This window comes from Pseudomonas sp. ZT5P21, assembly GCF_054897785.1.
Genome location: NZ_CM142705.1, coordinates 879925 through 906021 on the forward strand (window position 1 = coordinate 879925; position 26097 = coordinate 906021).

At 55.7% G+C, this 26097-nt stretch carries 22 protein-coding genes and 5 pseudogenes; 13 read left to right on the forward strand and 14 right to left on the reverse strand.

What is annotated here, in order from left to right; genetic code table 11:
• Positions 1 to 12: 12 nt before the first annotated feature.
• Positions 13 to 1101, reverse strand: a pseudogene (locus ACYZT9_RS03990) (cache domain-containing protein); the annotation flags it as partial.
• Between the two features lie 445 nt (positions 1102 to 1546).
• Between ACYZT9_RS03990 and ACYZT9_RS03995 the strand changes: the two are divergent.
• Complete coding sequence (locus tag ACYZT9_RS03995) at positions 1547 to 2440, forward strand: PA4780 family RIO1-like protein kinase (protein WP_462008667.1); 894 nt, start codon at positions 1547 to 1549, stop codon at positions 2438 to 2440.
• A gap of 182 nt (positions 2441 to 2622) precedes the next feature.
• On the opposite strand, the gene cueR is transcribed toward ACYZT9_RS03995, so the two are convergent.
• The 3 genes from cueR to ACYZT9_RS04010 all read right to left on the reverse strand — a co-directional run bounded on the left by cueR (position 2623) and on the right by ACYZT9_RS04010 (position 5908).
• The gene (gene cueR, locus ACYZT9_RS04000) at positions 2623 to 3036 is read right to left on the reverse strand and encodes a Cu(I)-responsive transcriptional regulator (protein WP_462008668.1); all 414 of its coding nucleotides are present in this window, start codon (positions 3034 to 3036) and stop codon (positions 2623 to 2625) included.
• Entirely contained in the window at positions 3033 to 5426 is a 2394-nt protein-coding gene (locus ACYZT9_RS04005) for a heavy metal translocating P-type ATPase (protein WP_462008669.1), read from the reverse strand. The genes cueR and ACYZT9_RS04005 overlap by 4 nt, the downstream gene beginning before the upstream one ends.
• Before the next feature lie 98 nt (positions 5427 to 5524).
• Positions 5525 to 5908, reverse strand: a complete 384-nt coding sequence (locus ACYZT9_RS04010) for a hypothetical protein (RefSeq protein ID WP_462008670.1) — start codon at positions 5906 to 5908, stop codon at positions 5525 to 5527.
• Between the two features lie 147 nt (positions 5909 to 6055).
• On the opposite strand from ACYZT9_RS04010, the gene ACYZT9_RS04015 reads away from it, so the two are divergent.
• Together ACYZT9_RS04015 and ACYZT9_RS04020 are read left to right on the forward strand one after the other, a co-directional pair.
• Complete coding sequence (locus tag ACYZT9_RS04015; RefSeq protein ID WP_462008671.1) at positions 6056 to 6253, forward strand: heavy-metal-associated domain-containing protein; 198 nt, start codon at positions 6056 to 6058, stop codon at positions 6251 to 6253.
• 238 nt (positions 6254 to 6491) lie between these two features.
• Positions 6492 to 7688, forward strand: coding sequence for a multidrug effflux MFS transporter (locus tag ACYZT9_RS04020; protein WP_462008672.1), 1197 nt, complete (start codon positions 6492 to 6494; stop codon positions 7686 to 7688).
• An 8-nt stretch (positions 7689 to 7696) separates the two neighbouring features.
• Here the strand turns inward: ACYZT9_RS04020 and ACYZT9_RS04025 are convergent, their stop codons facing one another.
• Together ACYZT9_RS04025 and ACYZT9_RS04030 are read right to left on the reverse strand one after the other, a co-directional pair.
• Positions 7697 to 7867 (reverse strand): hypothetical protein, encoded by a 171-nt coding sequence (locus ACYZT9_RS04025; RefSeq protein ID WP_462008673.1) that lies wholly within the window; start codon positions 7865 to 7867, stop codon positions 7697 to 7699.
• A 134-nt stretch (positions 7868 to 8001) separates the two neighbouring features.
• Positions 8002 to 8073 (reverse strand): annotated as a pseudogene (locus ACYZT9_RS04030) (hypothetical protein); the annotation flags it as partial.
• On the opposite strand from ACYZT9_RS04030, the gene ACYZT9_RS04035 reads away from it, so the two are divergent.
• From ACYZT9_RS04035 to ACYZT9_RS04045, 3 genes and pseudogenes are all read left to right on the forward strand, one after another.
• Entirely contained in the window at positions 8056 to 8202 is a 147-nt protein-coding gene (locus ACYZT9_RS04035; RefSeq protein ID WP_462008674.1) for a hypothetical protein, read from the forward strand. The pseudogene ACYZT9_RS04030 and the gene ACYZT9_RS04035 overlap by 18 nt on opposite strands.
• Positions 8187 to 8324 (forward strand): annotated as a pseudogene (locus ACYZT9_RS04040) (LysR family transcriptional regulator); the annotation flags it as partial. The gene ACYZT9_RS04035 and the pseudogene ACYZT9_RS04040, both read left to right, overlap by 16 nt.
• 315 nt (positions 8325 to 8639) lie before the next feature.
• Positions 8640 to 9374 carry an ArsR/SmtB family transcription factor gene (locus tag ACYZT9_RS04045; protein WP_462008675.1) on the forward strand — a complete coding sequence of 245 codons (735 nt, stop codon included), beginning with the start codon at positions 8640 to 8642 and terminating at the stop codon, positions 9372 to 9374.
• A 139-nt stretch (positions 9375 to 9513) separates the two neighbouring features.
• On the opposite strand, the gene ACYZT9_RS04050 is transcribed toward ACYZT9_RS04045, so the two are convergent.
• The 3 genes from ACYZT9_RS04050 to ACYZT9_RS04060 form a co-directional block, all read right to left on the reverse strand.
• A complete protein-coding gene (locus tag ACYZT9_RS04050; RefSeq protein WP_462008676.1) occupies positions 9514 to 10467 on the reverse strand; it encodes an adenosine deaminase in 954 nt (317 codons plus the stop codon).
• 78 nt (positions 10468 to 10545) lie between these two features.
• Positions 10546 to 11514, reverse strand: a complete 969-nt coding sequence (locus ACYZT9_RS04055; protein ID WP_462008677.1) for an isopenicillin N synthase family dioxygenase — start codon at positions 11512 to 11514, stop codon at positions 10546 to 10548.
• Between the two features lie 146 nt (positions 11515 to 11660).
• Positions 11661 to 12743, reverse strand: coding sequence for a BMP family ABC transporter substrate-binding protein (locus tag ACYZT9_RS04060; protein WP_462008678.1), 1083 nt, complete (start codon positions 12741 to 12743; stop codon positions 11661 to 11663).
• A 312-nt stretch (positions 12744 to 13055) separates the two neighbouring features.
• Between ACYZT9_RS04060 and ACYZT9_RS04065 the strand changes: the two are divergent.
• From ACYZT9_RS04065 to ACYZT9_RS04085, 5 genes and pseudogenes are all read left to right on the forward strand, one after another.
• A pseudogene (locus tag ACYZT9_RS04065) lies at positions 13056 to 13379 on the forward strand (calcium:proton antiporter); the annotation flags it as partial.
• 364 nt (positions 13380 to 13743) lie between these two features.
• A complete protein-coding gene (locus tag ACYZT9_RS04070; protein WP_462008679.1) occupies positions 13744 to 14790 on the forward strand; it encodes a HamA C-terminal domain-containing protein in 1047 nt (348 codons plus the stop codon).
• Entirely contained in the window at positions 14787 to 17417 is a 2631-nt protein-coding gene (locus ACYZT9_RS04075; RefSeq protein ID WP_462008680.1) for a DEAD/DEAH box helicase, read from the forward strand. Before ACYZT9_RS04070 ends, ACYZT9_RS04075 begins: the two co-directional genes overlap by 4 nt.
• Positions 17418 to 17677: 260 nt before the next feature.
• Positions 17678 to 18598 carry a DUF808 domain-containing protein gene (locus tag ACYZT9_RS04080; RefSeq protein ID WP_462008681.1) on the forward strand — a complete coding sequence of 307 codons (921 nt, stop codon included), beginning with the start codon at positions 17678 to 17680 and terminating at the stop codon, positions 18596 to 18598.
• 213 nt (positions 18599 to 18811) lie between these two features.
• Positions 18812 to 20677 carry a hypothetical protein gene (locus ACYZT9_RS04085; RefSeq protein ID WP_462008682.1) on the forward strand — a complete coding sequence of 622 codons (1866 nt, stop codon included), beginning with the start codon at positions 18812 to 18814 and terminating at the stop codon, positions 20675 to 20677.
• Between the two features lie 684 nt (positions 20678 to 21361).
• Here ACYZT9_RS04085 and ACYZT9_RS04090 read toward each other — a convergent pair.
• The 4 genes and pseudogenes from ACYZT9_RS04090 to ACYZT9_RS04105 form a co-directional block, all read right to left on the reverse strand.
• Positions 21362 to 22372, reverse strand: a complete 1011-nt coding sequence (locus ACYZT9_RS04090) for a hypothetical protein (RefSeq protein WP_462008683.1) — start codon at positions 22370 to 22372, stop codon at positions 21362 to 21364.
• A 286-nt stretch (positions 22373 to 22658) separates the two neighbouring features.
• Positions 22659 to 22748: pseudogene (locus ACYZT9_RS04095) on the reverse strand (DUF4113 domain-containing protein); the annotation flags it as partial.
• A 20-nt stretch (positions 22749 to 22768) separates the two neighbouring features.
• Positions 22769 to 22897 (reverse strand): hypothetical protein, encoded by a 129-nt coding sequence (locus tag ACYZT9_RS04100; protein WP_462008684.1) that lies wholly within the window; start codon positions 22895 to 22897, stop codon positions 22769 to 22771.
• 124 nt (positions 22898 to 23021) lie between these two features.
• Positions 23022 to 23645 (reverse strand): restriction endonuclease, encoded by a 624-nt coding sequence (locus tag ACYZT9_RS04105; RefSeq protein ID WP_462008685.1) that lies wholly within the window; start codon positions 23643 to 23645, stop codon positions 23022 to 23024.
• Positions 23646 to 23953: 308 nt separating this feature from the next.
• Here ACYZT9_RS04105 and ACYZT9_RS04110 point away from each other — a divergent pair, with 308 nt between their 5' ends.
• Positions 23954 to 24859, forward strand: a complete 906-nt coding sequence (locus tag ACYZT9_RS04110; protein WP_462008686.1) for a tyrosine-type recombinase/integrase — start codon at positions 23954 to 23956, stop codon at positions 24857 to 24859.
• 296 nt (positions 24860 to 25155) lie between these two features.
• On the opposite strand, the gene ACYZT9_RS04115 is transcribed toward ACYZT9_RS04110, so the two are convergent.
• Positions 25156 to 25491 (reverse strand): hypothetical protein, encoded by a 336-nt coding sequence (locus ACYZT9_RS04115; protein ID WP_462008687.1) that lies wholly within the window; start codon positions 25489 to 25491, stop codon positions 25156 to 25158.
• Between the two features lie 150 nt (positions 25492 to 25641).
• On the opposite strand from ACYZT9_RS04115, the gene ACYZT9_RS04120 reads away from it, so the two are divergent.
• Complete coding sequence (locus tag ACYZT9_RS04120; RefSeq protein WP_462008688.1) at positions 25642 to 26097, forward strand: hypothetical protein; 456 nt, start codon at positions 25642 to 25644, stop codon at positions 26095 to 26097.

Below are 26097 nucleotides of genomic sequence, written 5' to 3' on the forward strand. Positions count from 1 at the left end.
GCGAATCGCCGTCAGGAACTGGTTGAACCAGTTGGCCAGTTGTGCGGTTTCATCGCTGCCACGGATCTGCAGGTTTTTGGTCAGATCGCCTTCACCCTGGGCGATGCCTTCCAGACCGCTGGCCACGCTGCGGATCGGTCGCACGATGACGCTGGCGAAACTGGCGCCGACGACGGCGAAGAGCACGCCCAGCACGGCGGCGATAATCGCGATCAGCCAGGTCAGTTGAGTGGCGGAACTCATCACGTCGCTTTGTTTGATCAGGCCGATAAAGGTCCAGCCCAACTGCTCGGACGGCCAGACGTTGGCCATGTAGCGCTCGCCGTTCAGCTCGACTTCCACCAGCCCTTTACCGGCCTTGGCCAGCTGCGCGTAGCCCTCGCCGAGGCTACTCAAGGCCTTGAAGTTATGCTCCGGTCGCTTCGGATCGACCAGCACGGTGCCGGAGTTTTCAAGCAGCATCAGGTAGCCGGTTTCGCCCAGCTTGATCTGTTTGACAATTTCGGTGAGCTGCTTGAGCGTCACGTCGATACTGACCACACCGCCGTTGGTGCCCAGTTTGTTGTCGATAGTGCGTACGGTACTGACGTAGGTCGCATCGTCCTGAGCCCAGTAGTAAGCCTCGGTGCGGAAGGGCTTGCCCGGCTTGGCCTGGGCGGCCTTGTACCACGGGCGCTGACGCGGGTCGTAATTGTTCAGCTTGGCATCGTCGGGCCACGACACATAACCGCCCGCGGCGGTGCCGAGAATGGCATAAGCATAGGACGGGTGACTGTTACCCAGGTTTTGGAGGAGGGCGAAGACTTTTTTGTCCGCCTCGCCCTGGGGAATGCTTTCCGCATTGGCGCTCATGTAGGTCTTGAGGCTGTCGTCGGAGTCTTTGATCAATGGCTGGCTCGCCAGGTAATCGACGTTCTGGCTGATGCCGTCAAAAAACAGCTGCATGGCATTGCTGACCTGACGAATTTCCCCGCCACTGCTGTTGACGAAATTGTCCTTGGCATCACTGCGCAAGTTCAGCACCACGAGAATGGCGACCAGCACCACGGGCAAGCAGGCGATGATTGCAAACGCCCACGTCAACTTCTGTTTGATGTTCATCCGCGCTCCAGTTTTTTTTTGTAGGCCCACGCAGTGCAGATGACTCGCGGAATTGTAGGCAGCCGTAAATGGTTTGTTGGATCCGATCCCTTGGGTGCGCCATCGTCTTCTGTCGGAACGATCGTCGGACAATTCACTTTGTTACTGATGACTTCGGCTGCCGGAGGAGGAAATTGAGGGCTGTTGAGAAAAATCCTGCCAAGGGTTTGGACCGGTATGTCGGATTCTGTCGCAAATCCCCTCGCATCCCTGCTCCAACAAGTGCTGTCGGCTCGGCTATGATCCTTGGCGACCGATGAACATCGGCAGGTTTGACGGGTTTTTTCGGCACATTGTGTGCTTCCATAACGTTCATAGGTCGGCAACCCCTCCCCCGAACGAGTGGATTGCCGTATAACGAATGACTTTCGCGTGTTTGGTAATAAAGGACCCCCAATAAAAGCTGATGAAGACTCCAAAACGCATTGAACCCCTGATCGAGGACGGTCTGGTCGACGAGGTGCTGCGCCCACTCATGAGTGGTAAAGAAGCAGCTGTTTATGTGGTGCGCTGCGGCAACCAGTTACGTTGCGCGAAAGTCTACAAGGAGGCGAATAAACGCAGTTTCCGTCAGGCAGCCGAGTATCAGGAAGGCCGCAAGGTGCGCAACAGCCGTCAGGCCCGTGCGATGGCCAAAGGCTCCAAGTTCGGCAAGAAAGAAACCGAAGACGCCTGGCAGAACGCCGAAGTGGCGGCGTTGTTCCGTCTGGCCGGCGCGGGTGTTCGGGTTCCACAGCCTTACGACTTCCTTGAAGGCGTGCTGTTGATGGAGCTGGTGGCCGACGAGTACGGCGATGCCGCGCCGCGTCTGAACGACGTGGTGCTGGAGCCGGACCAGGCGCGTGAATATCACGCGTTCCTGATTTCGCAGATCGTGCTGATGTTGTGTACCGGTCTGGTGCACGGTGACCTGTCCGAGTTCAACGTACTGTTGACCCCGACCGGCCCGGTCATCATCGACTTGCCGCAAGCGGTGGACGCGGCAGGCAACAACCACGCGTTCAGCATGCTGGAGCGGGACGTGGGCAACATGGCGTCCTACTTCGGGCGGTTTGCCCCGGAGTTGAAAAAGACCAAATACGCCAAGGAAATGTGGGCGCTGTACGAAGCCGGCACCTTGCACCCGGCCAGTGTCTTGACCGGCGAGTTCGACGAGCCGGAAGAATTGGCCGACGTCGGCGGGATCATGCGCGAAATCGAGGCCGCACGCCTGGATGAAGAGCGCAAGCAAGCGGTCCGCGCGGCAGATGACGCGCCACCGAACAAGACCGAAGAGCCGCCTCCGCCGTGGATGCAGTGATCGGTTAACGAAAAACCCGGCTTCGGCCGGGTTTTTTGTGGGTGCGCCGCCGAAATCCTTGGACGCCGGGGAACTACTGTAGGAGCGAGCTTTGCTCGCGAAGGACCAGAGGCCACCGCGGGGTATCAGGCATGCAGCGTTATCGTTGACCACCATCGCGAGCAAGCTCGCTCCTACGTGGGTTATTGACGGACAGGTTCGGCGCAGCACCCCGATTCAAGGTTCTTGAGAATCGGACAATCCGGCCGGTGATCGCCGTGGCAATGCTCGACCAGATCCTGCAGCGTGTCGCGCAACTGGCCGAGTTCGAGAATTTTCCGGTTGAGCTCGTCAATGTGCTGACGCGCCAGCGCCTTCACGTCAGCACTGGCGCGCTGGCGGTCCTGCCAGAGGGTCAGCAGTTTGCCGACCTCTTCCAGTGAAAACCCCAGGTCCCGTGACCGCTTGATAAACGCCAGCGTGTGCAAGTCGTCATCGCCGTACACGCGATAACCGCTGTCGGTGCGATGGGCCGCCTTGAGCAAACCGATGGTCTCGTAATAACGGATCATCTTCGCGCTCAGGCCGCTTTCGCGGGCTGCTTGGCCGATGTTCATCGGTTGTCCTCCAGTTCCTTGGGTTTCCAGGTTTTCAACAGTAGCGCATTGCTCACCACGCTGACGCTCGACAACGCCATCGCCGCGCCGGCCAGCACCGGGTTGAGGAAACCGAAGGCGGCCAACGGAATGCCGATCAGGTTATAGACGAAGGCCCAGAATAGATTCTGACGAATTTTCGCGTAGGTCTTGCGGCTGATTTCCAGCGCTGCCGGCACCAGTCGTGGATCGCCGCGCATCAGGGTGATGCCGGCCGCGTGCATGGCGACGTCGGTGCCGCCACCCATGGCGATGCCGATGTCGGCGGCGGCCAGGGCCGGGGCGTCGTTGATGCCGTCGCCGACCATCGCCACTACGCCAGTTTTCTTTAATTCGGCGATGGTGGCCGCTTTGTCGGCCGGTAGCACTTCGGCGTGGACATCCTTAATGCCGAGCGCCTCGGCGACCACTTTGGCGCTGCCGCGATTGTCGCCGGTCAGCAGATGGCTGCTGATGCGGCGGTCGCTGAGCTGTTGCACCGCTTGCAATGCGCCGGGTTTGAGGGTGTCGCCGAAGGCGAACAGGCCCAGCACCGTCGGTTCAGGACTTTGCTCAATTAGCCAGGACAAGGTCCGACCTTGGATTTCCCATGCAGTTGCCGAGTCAGCCAAAGAACCGCCGCTTAATCCGCTTTCTTCCAGCAAGCGACGATTACCCAGCGCCAACCGCCGACCCTCGAGCGTGCCCGCGATGCCACGCCCCGTCAGCGATTGACTGCCGCTGACATCCGCCACGGTCAAACCGCGCTCGACGCACGCATCCAGCACCGCCTTGGCCAGTGGATGCTCGCTGCCGCGTTGCAGGGATCCGGCCAATTTCAACAGGGTGGCTTCATCACCGTCGATGGCACTCAAATGAGCGATGCGAGGCGCACCCGAAGTCAGCGTGCCGGTTTTGTCGAAGACCACGACGCTGACTTCATGGGCACGTTCCAGTGCCTCGGCGTCCTTGATCAGAATCCCATAGCGCGCCGCCACGCCGGTGCCGGCCATGATTGCCGTTGGCGTTGCGAGCCCAAGGGCGCAAGGGCAGGCGATCACCAGCACCGCGACGGCGTTGATCAACGCGGTTTCGATGGGCGCGCCGTACAGCCACCAACCGATCAGGGTTGCCAATGCAATCAGCAGAACCGTTGGCACAAATACCTGGCTGACTTTATCCACCAGTTTCTGGATCGGCGCTTTCGCGGCTTGCGCGTCTTCCACCAGACGGATGATTCGCGCCAACACGGTTTCTGCGCCCAAGGCCTGGGTGCGGACCAGTAGCCGGCCTTCACCATTGATTGCGCCGCCAGTGACCTTGTCGCCGGGCTGTTTCGGCACGGGCAGGCTCTCGCCACTGATCAGGGCTTCGTCAGCGTGGCTCTGGCCTTCGACCACTTCGCCGTCCACCGGAAATCGTTCACCGGGTTTGACCAGCACCCGATCATTGAGGCGCAAGACGCTGATGGCGACGTCCAGTTCGCGGCCGTCGATCACCTGAACCGCCCGCTCCGGGCGCAGCGCTTGGAGGGCGCGGATAGCGCTGGCGGTCTGGCGTTTGGCGCGGCTTTCGAGGTATTTGCCCAACAGAACCAAGGCGATCACGACGGCCGAGGCTTCGAAATACAGGTGCGGCATGCGCCCGGCGGCGGTGGCCCATTCGTAGAGGCTCAAGCCATAACCGGCGCTGGTGCCGAGGGCGACCAGCAGGTCCATGTTGCCGGCGCCGGCGCGTACCGCTTTCCATGCTGCTACATAAAAGCGTGCTCCGAAGATGAATTGCACCGGCGTGGCCAACGCAAATTGCGCCCACACCGGGAGCATCCAGTGCACGCCGAACGGTTGCAGCAGCATCGGCAACACCAGCGGCAAGGCGAGGGTGATTGCCATGATCAGCATCCAGCGTTCACGGAGCAAACGCTGTGGCTGAGTGTCGGTTGTTGGATGTTCCACTTCCCGGACGCTGGCGTTGTAGCCCGCCTTGGTCACTGCGCCGATCAGGGTGTGCGGATCGATCTGCCCGAGCAGTTCGAGGTGGGCGCGTTCGTTGGCCAGGTTGACGCTGACGCTTTTGACGCCCGGCACTTTGGCCAGCGCTCTCTCGACCCGACCGACGCAGGACGCGCAGGTCATGCCGTCAATGCTCAACTCCAGACTTTGCTGCGGCACGCTGTAACCGGCCTGCTGCACCGCGTCCATCAACGCCGGCAAACTGTCGCTGGGCGCTTGAACGCGAGCCTGCTCGGTGGCGAGGTTGACGCTGACAGCGGAGGCGCCGATCACTTTGCTCAAGGCACGCTCGACACGCCCGGCGCAGCTGGCGCAGGTCATGCCGGCAATCGGCAGGTCGAAATTGGTGGATTCGGACATCGGTCACGCTCCCTGTAGAAGATGCCTACAGGATCAACCTTGCCATGCTGGCAAGGTCAAGCGCCAGTTTTGAACTCGCCGCTCCCACAGGTATTTCGTCAATAATCGAGGGCCGTAGGCTTCAGATACATCCCTTCCTGCGTCATCGCAATCCGGAACTTCAATACATCCCCGGCCTTGAGCGTGATGTTCTGCGACCCGGGGGCCAGCATCCCTGGATTGCAGCCTGGCGCCTGCCCCGGCAGCAGTTTCAGGCGCAGGGAAACATTGCCCGGCGGCAGATTGAACGAGGTGCTTTGCTCCTGAAACAGCCGCGCCGACAGTTGATCCTGGATGTACACGCCGATTTCGCAGTTGGTCGACACTTCCAGACGCTCGCGGGAAATGATCAGCACGCCGTAATCCTCCCCGGCAGCGTTGACCGAGGGCGCGGCGGCGAAAAGGCTGAGGAAGCTAAACAGGCTGAGAGCTGACCAGCGCATGGCTGTATCTCCTGAGATCGAATCATAGATGCACGCAGCTTGGCCGAGCGCGACACCGATTGCCAGCCCGGCAGATCACTTCAGAACTTGACCTTGCCACGGTGACAAGCTCGAGACTGCTCCCAATCTCACTAAAGGAGTCATTCCATGCAAGTGTTCAACGTTCAAGGCATGTCCTGCGGTCACTGTGTCAAAGCAATCACTCAAGCGCTGCAGGCAAGGGATCCCGCGGCCAGCGTGCGGGTTGATCTGGCGGCCAAGGAAGTTGGCGTCGAGAGTGCATTGACAATGGATGAAGTGATCGCCGCGATCACCGAAGAAGGCTACGAAGCGAAAATCGCCTGAAGCCACACACAAATCCCTTGTGGGAGCGAGCTTGCTCGCGATAGCGGTCTAACAGTCACTGAGATGTTGAATGTTCCACCGCCATCGCGAGCAAGCTCGCTCCCACACGTTCTGCGTTTCAGCTGATAGGCATCAATTGACAGTGGGTATTTAATAGTTAGCGACCTATCGGAATGTTCAAGGCAGCCTTGCGCGGCTAGACTGTGGGGCTGCCGACCTCAGTCCCACTGGATGCCTGATGAACCTCCGTACCATTTTGATACTTGGCGCCCTTAGCGCTTTTGGGCCGCTTGCGATCGATTTCTATCTGCCGGCGTTCCCGGCCATGGCGCTGGCGTTCGGCACCGATGAACAACACGTTCAGCTGACGCTGGCGGCGTATTTTCTGGGATTGTCCATTGGCCAGCTGCTGTATGGCCCAGTGGCGGATCGGTTTGGCCGGCGTGTGCCGTTGCTGACGGGCGTCGGCCTGTTCACTGCTGCTTCTTTGGCGTGCGCCTATGCGCCGAACCTTGAATGGCTGCTCGGCGCGCGTTTTGTCCAGGCGCTGGGTGGTTGCGCGGGGATGGTGATTTCCCGGGCGATCGTCAGTGATAAATGCGATGCGGTGGGCTCGGCCAAAGTCTTTTCGCAGTTGATGCTGGTCATGGGGCTGGCGCCGATTCTCGCACCAATGCTTGGTGGCTTGCTGGTCAACACCACGGGCTGGCAGTCGATCTTCCTGGTGCTGACCGGTTTCAGTGCCCTGGCGGCGCTGGCCGTGGCGCTCGGACTGCCGGAAAGCATGCCTGCGCATGTGCCCCGGCAACCGCTGTCGGGCGCGCTGCGTCAGTACGGTCGCCTGTTGTCGGACCCGATTTACCTCGGCCACGCGCTCACCGGTGGCATCGCCATCGCCGGGATGTTTGCCTATATCGCCGGTTCCCCATTCGTCTTCATCAAACTCTACGGCGTACCGGCCGAGCATTTCGGCTGGTTGTTCGGCACCAATGCGGCGGGTTTCATTCTGGTGGCGCAGGTCAACGCGCGGCTGCTGGCCAAGCGTGGCCCCGGGTTTTTACTGGCGCGTACTGTGTGGATTTACCTGGTGGCCGGCCTTGCGCTGCTGGCCGTCAGTTCGCTGCACACCGAGCAGTTGTGGCCACTGCTGATTCCGTTGTTCATCTGCATCGCCAGCCTCGGTTGCATCCTCCCCAACGCTTCGGCCTGTGCCATGAACGGGCAGGGGGCCCGTGCCGGGAGTGCGTCGGCGATGCTCGGGTGCCTGCAATTCAGCGTCGCCGCCGGGGCTGCCTCGTTGGTGGGTATTTTGTACGACGGCAGCGCCATGCCGATGGCCATGGTCATCAGCTTGTGCGGAGTTATGGTGGTGAGCGTCGCGATGCTCACCCGGCGTTTGCAAAATGCCCGGGCATTGACGCACGCCCAGGTCTGAAGAGGGCCTCAGCCAGCAGCGCGTTGCTGATGGTCGGGAAACTGATGAGGGGCGTGCAATCGTGCTTCAAGAACACGGGTGAAAGCGCGAGCTTCCGCTTCGCTACGGAACGTCACAACGTGCTGGTCCAGGCGGACTTGCCACTGTGATTTTGCCAATTCTTTTATCAGGATCTTCATTGCTGACCTCCTCGGTTAAAAGATTGCATCGTAGAGTTCAAGATTGTAGACCCGAATACGATCGCAATTATGACAAGGGTCAACCATCGGACTGACGGTGTCGTCTATTCGGACGACACCTGTTTCAATGTGTTTCAAAAGCCTTCCAGCACAATCTTGCCCTTGGCCTTGCCGATCTCTAGCAGCTCATGCGCACGCCGCAAATTCCTGATCGACAACGAGGCGCATTAGGCAATGGCTTTCAGCTGGACGAGTTCCAGCGTGAGCATCCGAAACTCACGGTGCGCCTGCTGTTGGGCGACCCGCCGGGTAGCCGGGTGAGCGCGCACCGCTGAATTTGCTGTGCGCCCATCGCGCACAATTGAGTAAGCCGGTGAACCTTTTGCGGGAAATGCTTGCCAGCCGATGTACTCGATCAGGCAGTCAATTTCCCGTGTTGGCGGGTGTCGATCATTAGTCGCAGGCAAATAGCGAAATTTCTCTCAGGATCAATCACCACCAATGGTTTCCGGGGGGCAGGAACCGGCGATCAACGCGCTTATACTAGCGCCCGCCTCTTGTGCGCACCGTCGCTCTCGCCATGGCGAGACCGCGTTCGAGTCGGTCAGGCTCCACCGTCAATCGCCGGCCTTTGCAAGGTCATCGAAGCAATGGCTTGTGTGAGTGGATGCATTGCCCGGTTTATGGCGGTTTCCACGTCTTGGCCGACGACACATTACTGGTCAAGATGTCTCCGAGCAGTAGACGAAACGATTCAACAGGGAGTGAATACATGGAACATGCACCTTGCATCAGCCAGATTGCCACGTTGCTGGCTGACCCAAAGCGCAGCGCAATGATGTGGGCCTTGATGGACGGCGCTGCGCGGCAGACCGAAGAGCTGGCTTTGCTGGCCCGCCTGTCACCGTCTTCAGCCAGTGCACACCTGGGGCGTTTGTCCGCCGGAGGTCTGTTGAAAGTCGAAACCCGCGGCCGCAAGCGATTCTTCCGACTGGCCGCACCCGAAATCGGGGCCGCGATAGAAGCGCTCGCCAGTGCGACGATTGCCAGCACACCTCGGGACATTCCCGATATTTTCAAACGCAACCCCCCTATCCCCAAACGTCAGGCCGCGCCCTCATCTTTGTTGCGCGCCCGGCTCTGTGACGATCATTTAGGCGGCACGCTGGCCGCCGATCTTTACCAGCGCTTGCTGGATGCAGACTGGATCGAACAGTTCGATCACCGGGTATCGATCACGCACAAGGGCGCCACGCAACTGGCGACACGTGGCGTGTTTGTCCAGGCGCTGGCACACACCACCAGCCGAGCCGCGTGTGCCTGTCCCGACTGGAGCGAAAGACGTCCGCACATGGGCGGTTCATTGGGCGCGGCATTGCTGCAATTGTTCATGCAGTCCGGCTGGTTGAGCTTGCCGAGCGATTCGCGAGCCTTGCACGTCACCGCGACGGGTCAGCGTGAAATCCAGCGCTTCGCCAAGGAAAACGAATTGGAGAGGGTGTTGTAGACACATCTTAGGGAGATGGAGAGCACTGTCCAATGTGGGAGCGGGCTTGCTCGCGAAGGCGGAGTGTCAGTCAACATAAATATCGACTGACACTCCGCCTTCGCGAGCAAGCCCGCTCCGACAGGGGGGGTGGTGTGGCTCAGGGTTTGACCAACCGCGCATCCAGGCTGTTTTGCGCCAGGCGTCTGGCCTGATCCTGGGTCATGCCCAGATCGGTGTAGAGCGCGTGGAAGTTCTCGGTCACATACCCGCCGAAGTACGCCGGGTCATCCGAGTTCACTGTGACTTTCACGCCGCGTTCAAGCATGTCGAGAATGTTGTGCTTTGACATGTGATCGAACACGCAGAGCTTGGTGTTGGACAACGGGCACACGGTCAACGGGATCTGCTCGTCAATGATTCGCTGCATCAAACGCTCGTCTTCGATGGCGCGCACGCCATGGTCGATACGCTGGATTTTCAGCAGATCGAGGGCTTCCCAGATGTACTCCGGCGGGCCTTCTTCACCGGCGTGGGCAACGGTCAGGAAACCTTCGTCACGGGCACGGTCAAACACCCGCTGGAACTTGCTCGGCGGGTGACCCATCTCCGAACTGTCCAGGCCGACGGCCACAAACGCATCGCGGAATGGCAGCGCTTGATCGAGGGTCTTTTGCGCTTCGTCTTCGCTCAAGTGACGCAGGAAACTCAGGATCAAACCGCTGGTGATGCCCAGTTGCTGCTCGCCGTCCTTCAATGCGGCGGCGATGCCGTTGAGCACTACTTCGAAAGGGATGCCACGGTCGGTGTGGGTCTGCGGGTCGAAGAACGGTTCGGTGTGAATCACGTTCTGCGCCTTGCAGCGCAACAGGTACGCCCAGGTCAGGTCGTAGAAATCCTGGGAGGTGCGCAGCACATCGGCGCCCTGGTAATACAGGTCGAGAAACTCTTGCAGGTTGTTGAAGGCATACGCCTTGCGCAGGGTTTCAACATCGCTCCACGGCAGGGCGATTTTGTTGCGTTCGGCCAGGGCGAACAGCAGCTCGGGCTCCAGCGAACCCTCGAGGTGCAGGTGCAGTTCTGCCTTGGGCAGGGCGTTCAGCCAATCGTACATTGTTGAAATCTCATCAGGTGCAATGACGGCATTCTACAGATGCTCGCTGCAACAATTGGTAAAACCTGACCAAGCGGTTCAACTAATCGCTTCCTGCTCTCGCCGATATGCATACGTATCGGCAAAGCGCGAAAGCAGGAACTCGGCGCAGGTGGTGGCCGGGTATTTCGCCGGGTGTAATGCATCCTGGCAACCAGGCAGGCATTCGATGCGCGTGTCGGGATGCGGCTCGGCGAAGAACGGCATCGAGTATCGATCGACACCCAGCGGGCTGATCACCCGGTGCGGCGTCGACCGGTAACGATCGTTGCTCCAGCGCGCCATCATGTCGCCGAGGTTAACCACGAAAGTGCCTTCGATCGGCGGCGCCTCAATCCATCCGCCTTGCACATTGCGTACTTGCAAACCGCCAGCGGAGTCTTGATACAACAACGTGATGCAACCGTAATCGGTGTGAGCACCGGCACCTTGTTGCTCTTCTGAACTGGCGGTATGGCGCGGCGGGTAGTGGATCATTCGCAGCACGCTGACCGGGTCTTTGAAGCGCTTGTCGAAGAAGTCGCGCTCGATGTTCAACGCCATCGTCATCGCGCGCAACAGGGTTTGGGCGAGAGCCTGCATGCCGCCATAGTGCTGCTCCATCAGCGTTTCCCAGCCAGGCATTGACGGATGACGGTTGGGGCCACGCAACGGCTTTTCCGCGAGCACTTCAGGGTGATCGGCCGGCAGGTGCAGGCCCATGTCGAAGGTTTCTTTGAGATCGCCGGGTTTGCTTGGGTCCAGTTGTTCGGTGGCAATGGCGCCGTAGCCGCGATGGTGTCGGGTCTGGGTGATGTCGATCTTGAGTTTTTCCGCGGCGGGCAGGGCGAAGAAACGCTGGGCGTGGTCGAGCACGGCGCTGATGCGCTCGGTCGAAATCGGATGACCTTTGATGTAGAAAAAGCCCCAATCGCGGCAGGCGCGGTCGATTTGCGTGGCGACTGATTGCCAGGCGGTCTGGTCTTCAGTGTAGAGCGGGGCGATGTCGATGATCGGAAGGCTGTTCATCCGCAGTCCTCAAGAACGCTGAAAATCTAATGTGGGAGCGAGCTTGCTCGCGATTGCTGACTGACAGTCAACATCGATGCTGAATGTCAGGGCCTCATCGCGAGCAAGCTCGCTCCCACAGGTGCAGTGGTTTTTTCTGGAATGATCTACTTCGGAATATCGGCCTTCATTCCTTCAACGTAGTAATTCATCGAGGCCAACTCCCCGTTGCTCGCTGTTGCGCCCGCCGGGATTTTCTCGATACCCGCCTGATCCTTGATCGGCCCGGTGAACGGATGCAGCGCACCGCTCTTGATGTCCGCAATGATCTGCTCGGCCTCGGCTTTCACCGGCGCGGGCACCAGATCGCTGATCGGCAGTTCAACCGTGCCTTCCTTCAAACCGCCCCAGTAGTCCTGCGACTTCCACGCGTGGTCGATCACACTTTGGGTCGCCTGAATGTAGTGCGGTGCCCAATCGTTGACGATTGAAGTCAACACCGCTTTCGGCCCGAAGTGCTTCATGTCCGAAGCGTAGCCGACGGCATAGACGCCGCGACGCTCGGCGGCCTGAATCGGCGCCGGGCTGTCGGTGTGCTGGAACACCACGTCAACGCCTTGGTCGATCAGCGCGTTGGCGGCATCGGCTTCCTTGCCCGGATCAAACCAGGAATTGACCCAAACGACTTTTATCTCGGTACCGGGGTTGTACTTGTTCAGGGCCAATTGGATGGCGTTGATATCGCGGATCACTTCCGGGATCGGGAACGAGGCGACATAGCCGATCTTCTTCGTCCTGGTCATCTTCGCCGCGAGGAAGCCGCCGACATAGCGACCTTCATACGTACGCGCCAGATAGGTGCCGAGGTTCTTGTCCTGCTTGTAGCCGGTGGCGTGTTCGAAGGTCACTTTGGGAAATTGCTTCGCAACTTTCAGGGTGGGGTTCATATAGCCGAAGGACGTGGTGAAGATCAGGTCGTACTTGTCCTTGGCCATGTTGCGGATCACCCGCTCGGCGTCAGCACCTTCGGCGACGTTCTCCACGTAGTTGGTCGTGAGCTGATCGCCGAATTTTTCGGCCAGCGCTTTGCGTCCTTGTTCATGCTGATACGTCCAGCCGTGGTCGCCGATCGGGCCGATGTAGACGAAGCCGACTTTCAGCGGGGCGTTGGCACTGGCGGTCAGGCTGGCGCTCAGACCGATGGCCGCGACGACGGCGCACAGCAGCTTCTTCAACGGACGTTTATGCATGAATTCCAACTCCATTTTGTTTTGAGGTTGGAGGGGTAATGCAAATTGCTGACCAACAGGACAACAAATAATCCGGAACCGTGGTGAGGCCTTCGTCGGAACGCCGCCCGGAGCAAGCCCGCTCCCACATGACCTGCGCAAATCCTGTGGGAGCGGGCTTGCTCGCGAAGAGGCCCGTAAGACCGATAAAAGTGCATTTGCCTTGCCAGGCTGCATGCCACTGGTGCGCTAAGGTGTAACGAAACGTTAGCGCCGCCCTGGAGTCAGTAGCTCACCACACTGATTTCGCTTCATTCGGCAAATAGGCCTGCAATGCTCACACTTCTCAAGCAAGAAAAGTTTCTGCTGCTGGCCCTGATCGCTGCCTTCATCGCTTACCCGATGGAACACGGGATGCTCCACAGCGGCCAGCCCATCGCCCTGACCGCCGGCCTTGTGCTGATCGCTTTCATCGTCGCCGCGTCCATGCGCGTCGCCCATCACGCCGAACTGCTGGCGGAAAAAGTCGGCGACCCCTACGGCACGATGATCCTGACCCTCGCCGCCGTGCTGGTGGAAGTGGTGATCCTGGCGATCATGATGAGCAACGAAGCGTCGCCGACACTGGTACGCGACACGATTTATTCGGCCGTGATTTTCTAGACACACCCCTCTTTGGTGTCAAAGCCCTTAGGCTTTGATCTGCTCCTGCTCCTGCTCCTGCTCCTGCTCCTGCTCCTGCTCCTGCTCCTGCTCCTGCTCCTGCTCCTGCTCCTGCTCCTGCACTTGATCTTGATCAGGTAGAGAAGAATGCTTGTGCTAGATGCTGGCCCCGCCGTGTGCCCTGATAATCAAAACGACACACATTTAAAGCCATGTGCCATGGTTGGGGGGGGGGGCGGCGCGATTCTTTAGGGTGATGGCCATTTGGCGCTTTTCGAGTCATGATCTATTTCTGTGTTCGCGCAAGCGTAGTGAACAGTGTCAGCCTATGTCGTAGGCCAAACCAGGGATCGGATCAGTGTCATCATCTGCAGATAGTGCGCCGTCGCTCAGTAGTGTCATCCAGAAGCTGTTGGATAAATCACCTCTGGATCGTTTCGTGAAGTGTACGGTGGACATAGCTACCGTACCTCCATATAAGGCTCCACGAGTCGCGCTACTGCATGTCCGATTCAAAGAAGATATTCCCAGTATCAGGGCGTTTGCAGATTTCCTTGGTAACCAAGCAGCGAACTATGCGTTGAGCCGGCGGCGCCGAGATGCGTACCAGGCCCGGATAGCTTCTGCAGAAAACGGAGATGTTTCAGCTGCACAAGAGCTTAGTCGGGCTGTAAGGAATGCATTCATCGAGTTTCGAAAGGCTCACCCCTCCAGGGCTAGCGAAGTGGGGGAGGTGCTGGCTTACTGCGTCGCCGTTCACCATCTACAGGCGTCCCAGCTGATCGCCAAGATGGCCTTGAAGACCAGCAATAACATGCCGGTCTACGGCCTTGATGGTATCCACGCCTCGGTGATCAACGGTGAATTAAATGTATTTTTCCTAGAGTCGAAGCTTGCAGGTACTGCCGCCAGCGGCACAGCTGATTACGCGGAATCTGTCTCAGGCTTCCTCAAAGATGATGGGCAATATGAGCATGAGTACGGGCTGGTTACTAGCCTGGGGAATCTTGATGCGCTCGACCCAGCTGATAAAAATTTGATGATGGACTATCTCGATGTATTCAGTAATCCAAATGCCCCCAGGCGTGAGCGATCTGTGGGAGTAGTGTGTTACTCAGAGGTCAAGCATTTTGCGAACAAGCTTGAAGTCGATGAAGGGTCAATATCCAAGCATGAGGATCATTTCGGTGAACTCTATAGCAGCGATTTCAACAGACACCATACCAATCTGAGCAATCAGCTGGGTGTTAAGAAAGTTGATCCGAATAAATGCATGGTTTATTTGATAGCGGTTCCCGATGTCGACGAGCTTAGAGAGATGTTTTACGACTCGATAGGCCTTACAGGCTTGGAATCAGATGTTCCTCTTACTCCGCCTTCCGTCATCGAGGGGGACGCGCCATGAGCACTTTCGCGGCGGAGCTATCCTCACGTTTTGTCCAGAATGAAAAATTCAGACGTTCGCTAGGTCACCTCCAGGCTTGCGGTGCCGCCAGTGCGCTGCCTGGCTCGGTCGTGCAGCCGCATGGAATACCCGATCAGAATGCGATAGGAAAAATGCTGTATTGCGCATCAGTGTTTGCACAATCTGGCTCTGAGTTGCATATCAGTCTGGCTCAAACGATTGCGTTTAATGCAATGTTGATCTCGCAGGAATCGAGCGTACTTGAACGGTGCGCAACGATATTGACAGAGATCGGAAATTTTCCAAGTTTGACTTATGCGGAGAAGCGGCACTCTACAAAGCCTTCAACATTGCTAGGGATGATTCAGAGGAATATTGTTGAGCAGCTGAATACTGTTGAGGTGGCAGGGTCGGCGATTACTCTCACCGATTATCAGCGTAAGGTGTGGGACTCTCTTCAGGAGGGGCGCTCTTTAGCGATATCTGCACCTACGTCCGCTGGAAAGTCATTCCTAGTAATCGAACACTTGTGTAGAGATGCGCTGGCGCTTCCACATTTTGTGTTTGTGTACATCGCACCTACGCGAGCACTGTTGTCCGAAGTTCATTTGAAAATAAAGGAGCGTCTTGCAAGTGACGTGACTATTCGCGTCACCGATATCCCCACTTTTGAGGACGTGCCTCGACAAATTTTTGTGCTGACTCAAGAGCGATTTAAAGTTCTTCTTTCGATAACCTCATCTCCGATAAAATTCGTGGTTGTTGACGAGGCTCAAAACTTGTCTGATGGCGCCCGGGGGATGATACTGCAGGACTGTATTGAGCAATGCTATGCCCGAGATCATAAAACCCACGTGGTGATGCTCGCACCCGGCGCTCAAGGTTTTGCGAATGCACTGGAAAGCCTAGGTATGCCTGGAATTCCAGAGGTCAGCACCACTGTCTCACCTGTGCTGCAAAACCGCATCGTGGTATCTAAAACTCCGGCCCTCAATCAGCTGGAATTCAAGCTGCTCAATGCCCATGGATACTCTTTTATTGGCACGATGCCCTGCAAAGTCGGTCTTGACTTGGTTGAAAGCAAGCTTGCCGCTGTCGCATTGGAATTGGGGAGCGGTGGTGCATCCCTGGTCTATGCAAAGACGCCTACCGAGGCGGCAAGTCTCGCCGGTTCAATTGCTCTAGGTTTAGATGATGTGGCAGATGCTGGAGCCAATGAGCTGGTAGAGTTCATTAAAGATCATATACACCATGAGTATCACTTGATCGGGATGGTTAAGAAGGGAGTCGCCTTCCACTATGGACAAATGCCATCCCTACTTCGTGAAGCTATTGAGGCAGCATTTCGTGCTGGTATCATAAAATTCCTGGTGTGCACTACAACCCTGTTTCAGGGTATCAATCTTCCTGCTCGTAATGTTTTTATAAATACCCCGGCCAGGGGACGGGGAGAAAAGGTAATGTTGGATCCTGCCCTGCTTTGGAATTTTGCCGGTCGAGCAGGGCGCATGGCTAAAGACATAGTCGGGAACGTATTCCTCATCGATTACGACGCCTGGAGTACGCAGCCAATGGATACGTTCTACAAATTCACCATTCGATCCGCACTTTCTGAGTTTGTCACTGAGAATGCTATGGATGTCCTGACGGTGTTAAATAAAGGGAAGCTTGATTCCAGGCCAGGGGATGAGCGTTCTCGGAATGCAACTGCATCAGCCGGCATGCTCGTGAATAAAGCTCGGCAGGGCGACGTTACGGATTATCTGATCCGGGTCGCCCCGACGCTAGATTATTTTGAATTCCGGGATATCCAAGAGGCGGCTAATAGGGCCTCTGAAGAGCTACTGCTGCCCCAGCATGTAATAGAAGGAAACTGGACATTAGATTTGTTCGCACTGGACAGGTTGATGGCTCACCTCGTTGAGCGCCTCAACAATGGAACCTTAGACAGCGTCGTACCTAAAAGCCCTTCGGATTTAGGTAGAGCGGCCTTCAGTCACTACCAAGAAATTTTTAATATCTTGTTCAGGTATATAAAAGGTTTTGATAAAAATTTTGGGGCCTACGTTGCCCGTATTGCAGTGAAATGGATGGAAGGTAAACCCTACCCCTTTATTTTGAGTTACGAGATCAGATCCGAAAAGCTTCGTATCACGAAGAAACGTAATCAAGAAAAGCTCAATCTCATGGCTGATTCTAATTACAGGGTTAAACGTATCGCTGAGGCAGATCCGAGTAAGGTGATCAAAAAGACGTTTGATACCATAGAAGATGTCGTTCGTTTTCAATTAGTGCAGATGGGTAAGGCTTATAACGATATATTGATACATATTTTCAATGATAATGGTCTCACGCACAAGGTGCCCGAAATTTTTGATTTTGCGTTGGCCTTGGAGCTTGGAGTTAGCACAAATACTGGGCGCGCGTTTTTGGAGTTGGGTCTCTCTCGAATTGCTGCTTCCGAACTTCAGAAGTTAATTCCTAATAGCGATCTTGATATTTCAAGTGCCAGGCAGAAGCTGTTAAGTTTTGATTCGTCGCCGCACAAGCTGAGCTCGGTCATCTTGGCTGAGATAGATAAGGTGAGATCTACTATCGCACCTGTTGATACCTCAGTTTCGGGTTGACCCACCCGTAAATCGTTTCTGACGGCTTACAGGTCAAATGTCCTTGACACGGGAATGAAGTGAATCATCTCGTTGCGCAGTCAAGGGCGTGAATATTCACTGCATCCATGTATGAACGGGCTGGTAAGTCAATTGTCTAGTAAAGGTGCTTTCCGTCTCACATGACGGGATTCATCTCTGAGCCTACGGAGAGCGTATGTAAAGCATTGGCCCCGGAATGCCTGAAGTGGCCGGGAGCAAAATACCGGAAGGAGCCTTAGATGGCTGGCAGTAGCTTGTTCGCACTATTGGATGACATCGCCACACTGCTAGACGACATCTCGCTTATGAGTAAAGTCGCCGCAAAGAAATCGGCTAGCGTCATGAGCGACGACCTTGCTGTGAATGCTGAGCAGGTTACCGGCATGAAAGCTGACCGAGAGCTGCCGGTGGTATGGGCTGTATTCAAGGGGTCGCTGAGAAACAAGGCAATCTTGGTGCCCTGTGCCTTGGTGTTGAACGCGCTGTTGCCTGCGGCGGTTCACTGGCTGCTAATGATTGGGGGCGCATATCTCTGTTACGAGGGATTTGAGGCCATCAAGGACAAGCTCACGGCTAGTCCAGACGATGGCACCGGGCAGCCAAGGAAACCGAAGCCCAAGACACCAGAAGAGCTCGCGGCTTATGAAAAGCGGAAGATTGCTGGGGCTGTACGAACGGACTTCATCCTGAGTGCCGAAATCATCGTTATCACCCTGAATATTGTTACTGATGCCCCGATGCTCCAGCAGGTATTGACGTTAGCACTGATCGCGCTGGTCATGACAGTGGGCGTTTACGGCTTGGTTGCGGGGATCGTCCGCTTGGATGATGCCGGCCTTATTCTGCAGAAGTCCGAAGCTACCGGTACATGGGGTTCTGTGGTGAGAACTGTCGGAGGATGGCTGCTGTCGGCTGCTCCGAAGCTTATGAAAGCATTGTCCTGGATTGGGACTGTTGCGATGTTTCTAGTCGGCGGGGCGTTCATTACAGAAGGCATTGGGCCTGTACAGCGCTTTGCCGAAACGCTCTTTGCAGGGGCAGGGGCGTGGGAAACCGTCGCAACACTAGGCATTCACTGCCTGGTAGGTGCACTTGTCGGCTTGGTTACGGTACTTGTCGTTAAAGGCATTACGACTCTCTTTGGCAAAGGATCAGCGTAGGCCACGCGAGCTGAACTGGTGCACTCGCTCCCGCGCTTTTTCAGCCGACATTCGAAGGGCTTTGTGCACCGCAGAAGCTTAGGCAACCCTTGAGAGAAAAATCCGCTGGCCTTCACGAGAGCGTCAGCGCAACGAACAATCCTGGCTGCTCGGAAGACGGTACACTCTAGGCATTCTGCCAGTATGACTACCAGCTTTCGTCACGGACAAACCATGGATTACAGACGCATTAGGGGCAAGGATTCAGGACAACGCCTCGCTTTCGAAGAACTCGTTTGCCAGCTTGCACGGCGCGAACCACCAGCCGCTGATGCGGAATTTAGACGAATTGAAGGTGCGGGTGGTGACGGTGGCATAAGGGATTCGGCGCTTGGGATTATAGAGTTGGCCCAATTCAAAAATTGCTTACCCGCGACCGTCGACATCCATAAGGCGCGTCCACCCTACACCTCGAAGGTGATTCGCCTGTCCGTCACAGAGGAAGCACTTGATAGAATTGCTAAGCGGGCTTGTGATTCTCAAATCAAAGTCTCTTGCACAGGATGGGGCGGCGATTTTGCCAGCTATGAAATACAACCGAGAGTCAGTTCATTCCTCAAAATTTCGTTGACCTCTCCCGAGCCACTTACTATATCAGAGAAGTATGAGCTGTTTGAGCAAGAAGTAATTGACCATTGCCCCGTAAGAGCTCAGCTACTCAAGCTAATGCATAGCTTCAGCTACAATCCTTTCCGCAATATTAGGGATCGCCATAAAGACAAAGAGCCCACAGATAATTCCGAGGATTTCAAGGAGTGTGAAAAGTTACTGCTTGAAATGCTAAGTGATGATGAAAAAACCAGATATACCAAGGAGTATAAAGAGCGGTTTGTATTCTCAATGAGCAGTCCCGGACAACTCCCGCATATCGATATAAAAGCGGCGCAGCGATGGATTGCCAAGCGAGCCTATGTATTAGGGTGGACAAAAAAGCTGTTTCCGGATGACCGAAGCCGCAGGCATGACTACAGTCGTGATCGGCCATTAGTTGAGCGCATCGGTAAGAAATACCAATGGCTGGCTCTAGATGAGCTTCTCTGCAGCCTTGCTGATAACAAATGGATGTCGGAGCGAGCCCCCCATGGTTCGCGTCAGTACGCGGGGCCTCTCGACATCGGATTCCACCGGGACATTGACCCTACCATTTTGCTTACCGATGAGACCGGTGGAGCCTCGCCCCAAGAGTTCTTGATTGAAAAATTCGAGATCTGCATGCGGGAGACCACGGAAGACGAGGTGGGAAAATGGCCGTTCGAGGAAGATCCGACGACACGTATGGCAGACCTTCTCTGCAGGAGCGGCTCTTCAGAAGGGAAGTGGGTAGTCATGCACGAACATCGCTCCCTATCAGAGCGTTACGATGACAAAGCAAATCGAGAGCATGGTTTGCGTAAACAGGAATGGCGTTTCTTGCTGCCTGTGATCGTGCGGACAGAAGACGAGCAGCTCCTGCTCGAATACATCCAGAAGCAAGAAAGCATCAATGTTGATTCTTGGACTACCCGTGACTCGACGGACAATGGTTTCCTGAAAGAGGCGCCTTGGCGCTCTACATGGGATCAAGAGCAGTGGTTATCCCAATATTTTCACGATTTGGGGGAAATCGAGATCGCGTACCCTTGCTTCCGTTATCAATGGGAATCACATCTGGATGCGTCATTATCCGAAGGTGCCCACTCACTAATGCCAGCGCCTTGGCTAGCCCATCGGCTTGACTTGAAGCCCCACAGCGAAGACCCAAATCTTTACGTGGATGGCACCGGCAACACTCGTTTTGTAAGCGGTCGGAGCCCATCTGACGGCTCGCATGCCTATATTGACCAGGAGCTATTTGAATCTTTCCTAAAGCAGGATGAGCTCGCATGTGTATGGGTCTTCGTAGCAGAGCGTGGCGCTTGGCCTGGTGGTGAAAATGAAAATGCATCCCGACGCCGCTCAGAGGGCGTTATATGGCATGAGCGCGGCAAACCAAAAATGGCTTGCTGGAATGACGATTGGGGCAGGGGCAACTCAAAACGGTATGTTTCTGCAAAGGTGTAGCTGACAGGGCCATTTCAACACCTTGAGGCCGGGCGGTACTGAAACGCCGCCTGAGGCCTACTATCTACATCTATCCCCCAGCCTAATCCCAGCGCCTCCCCGCGCTCCAAAGGTGGCTGCTTTCAACAAAGAGTCCTGCTAGACACCTCGAACAGTTTCCTATTCATTCACTGCCTCACGCTCTACCAAAGCAGCGGAATCTTCATCCCTTTCAGCTGGAACCGCCAGTCCACTGCCAGAACTGCAGCACCGCTTGAATCCCAAACAGCGCTCGGCATAAGGTGCCCTAATCGGCACATTAAGCCTAAAAAGTAGGGTTAATGTGCCGTTTGGGGATCATTACACCTACCCTCTGGTTGCTGGACATCTGCCATGGTGAACTGCGCTCCCGAGGGGATAGCTTGGAGCTCATGCCCGTTCTGCTTTTACATGCCAGCTACCTGAGCCCTCTGGCACCCTCTGGCCAGCTTTCATAGAGCCAGAGTGTGAAGCTCTCGAAACAGCGGGCACAAAAAAACCGCCTTTGGGGGGCGGTTTCTTTGAACATATTACTTTCACAGGAGACGGTATTAGCCGTGTCGCCGAGGTGGAGTCCTGCACTCTTAGCTCGACCATGTGAGGCTGATTTTAGAGGCTAAGTGATATCGTTGTCAACCCGATTGACAGAAACACTCAGCGGCCTCACTAGGCTTGAGCACCATCTAGCTCTCGCTGAATCTCGAGATCTTGGTCAAAATCCAGCTCCCATTCGAATGCCCACCGTTTCGCCATGCTCTCGACTGTCGTCAGCACTTCCAGGGCAGCACGAGATGTCTCGAGTTCTCGATTCAGACGCACCACGTCCTGCTCAAGCTGATCGGCCTTGAGCTTTTCCTGTAGGTAATCGTTGTGAGGGACGTAGTTAGTAACCCCGACCGCGTGTAACAGCGCCGCCTTGAATAGCCTATCCTCACCTCTCGAGAGCATAACCGTATAGTTGACATTACGGTGAGAGTTGCGGGGGCCGTAACTCAAGGGGGGTAGTAATCGCTGGATGGAAACAGACTCTGTCCTACCGCAAAGCACATAACTGGATTTACCGCCAAGTTTGTAGCGCGGCATCTTATCCAACGTCGCCTGGGATATCTGGAATACCGATTTATCCCCTGCGGGCGGGACAACGGAAGTAACTGGAGCGACCTGAACCAGATTGCCCGATACCACCTTCACCACGACAGCCAACCGACGCTTATACATTTCTCCGGCGAGGAGCATGTCGCAGTGGCGCTTATTCGTCTTCATGCTCGCATCCATGCGGCCCGAGTGCTGGACGAAGCCGTAATCGACCTCAACCAGCGTGCCAGGCCACAGCAACCTTTGCAGCCTCTGGTTTTTGTCTTTCTTCAGCGTTTGATAGAGGAACACCTCATTGGAAACGTCAACCGCCTCGAGGAAGATCGAAAAAACAGCAGGCTCTGTGACGGTAGCTGGTGTAGCCGCGACGGAGACCAGCTCCCAACGATGGGACTGGGAGGTGGAGAAGCATTTAGTGAGGAAGACTGGTGGCGGTGTCTTTCCTGCCTTTGCCGGAGGTAAGCCTGGGATAAGCGCCTCACGAATGTCTTCGTAGGACTCACTGCCAAGCTGCCTAGGAACCGCTTTCCCCGACGCCTGATCGATCACGGTCTCGAAGTACCGAACAATGATCGTCTGCATTAAACATCCCGTAGTTGTATGTCTATGGCGTGCCCGACTAATCCAAATTTAATGGCTTAGAAGCGGGCTCCTGTCCGCCACCGATGGCGAAGCGGTGCCATCATATTCCACTTCCAGCAATATTAAAATGCTTCCATTTTGCCATCAAATAGTGAAGTAGTGATTCCATTATAATATTAAAATGACATCAACTTTTTGAGTTCGAAAAGTTGGTCAGCTTCCTTGAAAGCTTCGTCCGTAGTATCGAAAAATATTAATAAACTTAAGGGCAAAACGCTTTTTCCAATTCGCCAGACTGTCGCAGATCCATCAGCAAAACTTCCGCTTTGCCGTACTTGAAGCCTGGTCGGAAAATACGATTGACGGCTTCGGTTGATCGTTCACTTCACTCAGTCATTATTTGAATAAATCATCCAATGGCACGAATGCAGCACCTGTTTCTGCGGCTGCCCTCACCTTGCGGTCGATGACTTCAGCGATGGGTATCCGCTGGCCTAGGGCCTTGTAGATGTCCTCGCCGGACATGCAAATCACTTTCCGGCCTTTTCCAAACGCGTAAAGGCCCTCTTGCGTAAACCCGCCGTAACTGATGAACACCCCACGTGCCCAGGCAGCTTTTTGATCCAGTTTGCCGTGAAACGTATGTAGTTCAGCTACCCAATCGATCTCTGACCCATTTGGCTTCGATCAAATACGTTTCATGGCCGAGCTGGAAGCTACCATCGATTTGCTCGCCAACCAGGCTGAATGGCGAACGCGCCTGGAGCTTGGAGGAGTCAAAGAGCTCTTTGAGAAATCCTTCGAACTCGTAGCCACGCTTCTGGGGTGGTAGATCCCGCAGATCGTATAGCCGCTGCCTTAAAGCATCGAGGACTTGGCCCTGATCAATGACCGCTGCCGTAGCGAAAGGATTTCGTACAACTTCTGCATGCTGCCCAGGCGATCTTATTGACTCGAGCAGGGAAAGGAATCGGCCCTCGGCGTTCACTACAGCCTCTTCGGCCTTTGTCTCTTCCTGCCTGGTCTGCCGGTACTTCCAAAGAGCTTCGAGCACTCGGGTTACCGTGGGGTGATCTGCGTTTTGAAGAAGACATCTGAGTCGCCTGGCCTTCGAGGTGCCATCCTTGGAAAACATCTCGTGGGAGATGTCGATCTCAAGCTCCTCCATGAAGAACTCGTCCATCGTGCGGTTGGAGAAGTCGAGAACGTATCCGCCGCCCATGTCGAAGATCGAATCAAGGAACCGCATCTCAGTCGATTTGAAATTCGCCACGCCTGTCCTCAGTCTTTCAGTTGCCCGACATCAGATGCCAAGCCAAGATCGTTGAAAAAGTCAGTTAATAATATGCCGCAAACCGAGCCAATGCGCATTCCAGCAACTCTACTGGCCCAGTTTCATATTTTGAAAACCTATCGTAGACGCTCTGTAGATTGGCATGCTAATTTCGCCGCCTCTGATCTCCCTGGATCAAACGGTCGGCTCGTGAAGGCTCAAATGCCACAGGTTTCAACACCCCTTTATCGCACGCATTTCGACGATAGTCAGCGGGCAGCCGACACCCTGGCGACCGGAGAATTGCTATGCGCGTCCCAGTCTATCCAAAAGACCTGATCCGTAATCGTGGCTTCAAAAGCCTGGCCAAGCAGTTGCAAAAGCAATGGTGTGGCCTAACCCCGATCTCGCTTGCAGATGCTCAAAAAGCGCTCGCGCAAGGGTTGGGTTACCAGAACTTTCACGACCTCGACAAAGCCTCAAAGGCTTGCCCACCAGATGAGCCTGTGCCGCCAGAAGCAATTGTCAGGCAGGCAATTCATTCTGCCCTCCAAGCTACTCTGCAGCGGGAAGCAGGGCTGCCTACAGATCAACTCGATCTGGAACGCCTTGTAAACGATCTTCCCCTGACAAACCTTGTGGCCTTCAAACATGTGCAGGTTTCTCCCGATGCTGGTCAAAGCCCGTTACTAAAACTGGTTAGCGGGGCTCAGTCAGGATTGACCAAAGAACACGTTCAGGCCTTGGAAAGGATCTTGAAGGAGTCGGGGAGCTTGAGGGATCGAGCGCTGTTCGCATGCATGCTGGGTGCACTGCGGAAAAATGAGTTCCTATCGGCGAAGATGCAAGGTGGCGCTGCGGTATATGGGGTGAAGACCGTTGATACCGATATCAACGTACAAGAAGCAATTCCCCCTAGCCACAGATCGACTTTTAAGCAGTACGTGAAAGCATCAAGGTTGTCGGAGGGGGAATACCTTTTCCGTGCTGCTAATGCCCCTGGTCGTCCATTATCGTCTGACGCACTGAGAAGGATCTGTATCTCCTGGGCTCGCAAAGCGGATATCGATGTGGGTCTGCTTACTCCCCATGGCATCCGCAAAACCACGGATAAGTACGCGGACTTGATGCGCCTTATGGGCGAGAAAATGGGGCATCGCTCGCCAAACTCGACCCTGGCATATGTGGCTGGACTGACGACAGACATCAGCTAAAACGACTGGGTGCGAATGGGTCGCTGAGTCCATTTGCACCGGTAAACCAGCCTCAATACGCGAACCTACCTTCCTGCCTCATAGTTCGATGGCGACTCACGGTATATCCGCTTTGGGCTTGCCCCCTTCGGGCTACGGCTGTCGTGAACCAAACCCGGCTGCGCCAGGTTTTGGCCCTCCGGGCGTCCATCCTCAAGCCTCTGGCCCATCGTGGGCCGGCGCGCTCCGCTTGCGCTCGACGTACGCGTGACAAACGGGTGGCTCAGTCTGCCGCCTAGCCAGGCCAGCGGGAGCGTCTACATCGATTTGACCGATACCACTTCCACATACTTGTACTTCTTCCTGGCAGCCTTCACAGCCTCTTGCTCGGCAAGCAACGAGCTCAAAGTATCGGCCTCGTGAGTCAACTCCTGCATCTTCCCTTCAAATTCGTTCCCGACCCGGAGCGTGACCCTAAGCCTGGGCGTAAACGCTTTCGCCGCTTTCTTCTTCGCTACGGGAGCAGCTACCGGCTTCGTAATGACAACCTCTGGCACAGGCTCCTCTACTACAGGAGCAGAAACCTGCTCTTCAGGCTCAGGCGTACCGAACAGGGCACGACGCATTTCTTCTTCAGTTAATTCAGAGTTCATACAACATCTCAAAGGGCGGAGCTTAGCTCGACAATTTCTAATAGGATTGAAGCACACCCTCTAAGCCCAGATGCTCGAGAGCCATCTCTCATGGGTAACCTTCCTGCGCCATATGTAGGCGAACCCTAGTCATCACGGAGTGCTAACAGCATGAGGCTCTTTCTTGATTGCGAGTTTACCCGGCTCTCAGCGTCAGCGAAGCTTATATCGCTCGCATTGGTGGCCGAGGATGGACGCGAGTTCTACGTGGAATTACTCAACACATGGCGGGAATCAGATTGCAGCGACTTCGTCGTAAAGATCGTCCTTCCGCAGCTCTGGGGCGGAAGCTATGCACTACCGATCATTGGGGCAAGATCAGCGTTGTTGGAGTTTCTTGCGTCGTTCGACGAAGCCTTGGCAATTGTCACAGACGCTCCACAGTATGACTGGGAGCTTTTCTGCGAGCTCGCATATGCCGATGGGAAATGGCCAAAAAATGTTCGGATTTACCCCACCGATGCAACCACTCTAGATGCCATAAACGACGGGATTCCACTTCCACATCACGCTCTCCTGGATGCCCGTATCATTGCCAGCATGTTCGCCCCAGAGAGTCCAACGTAA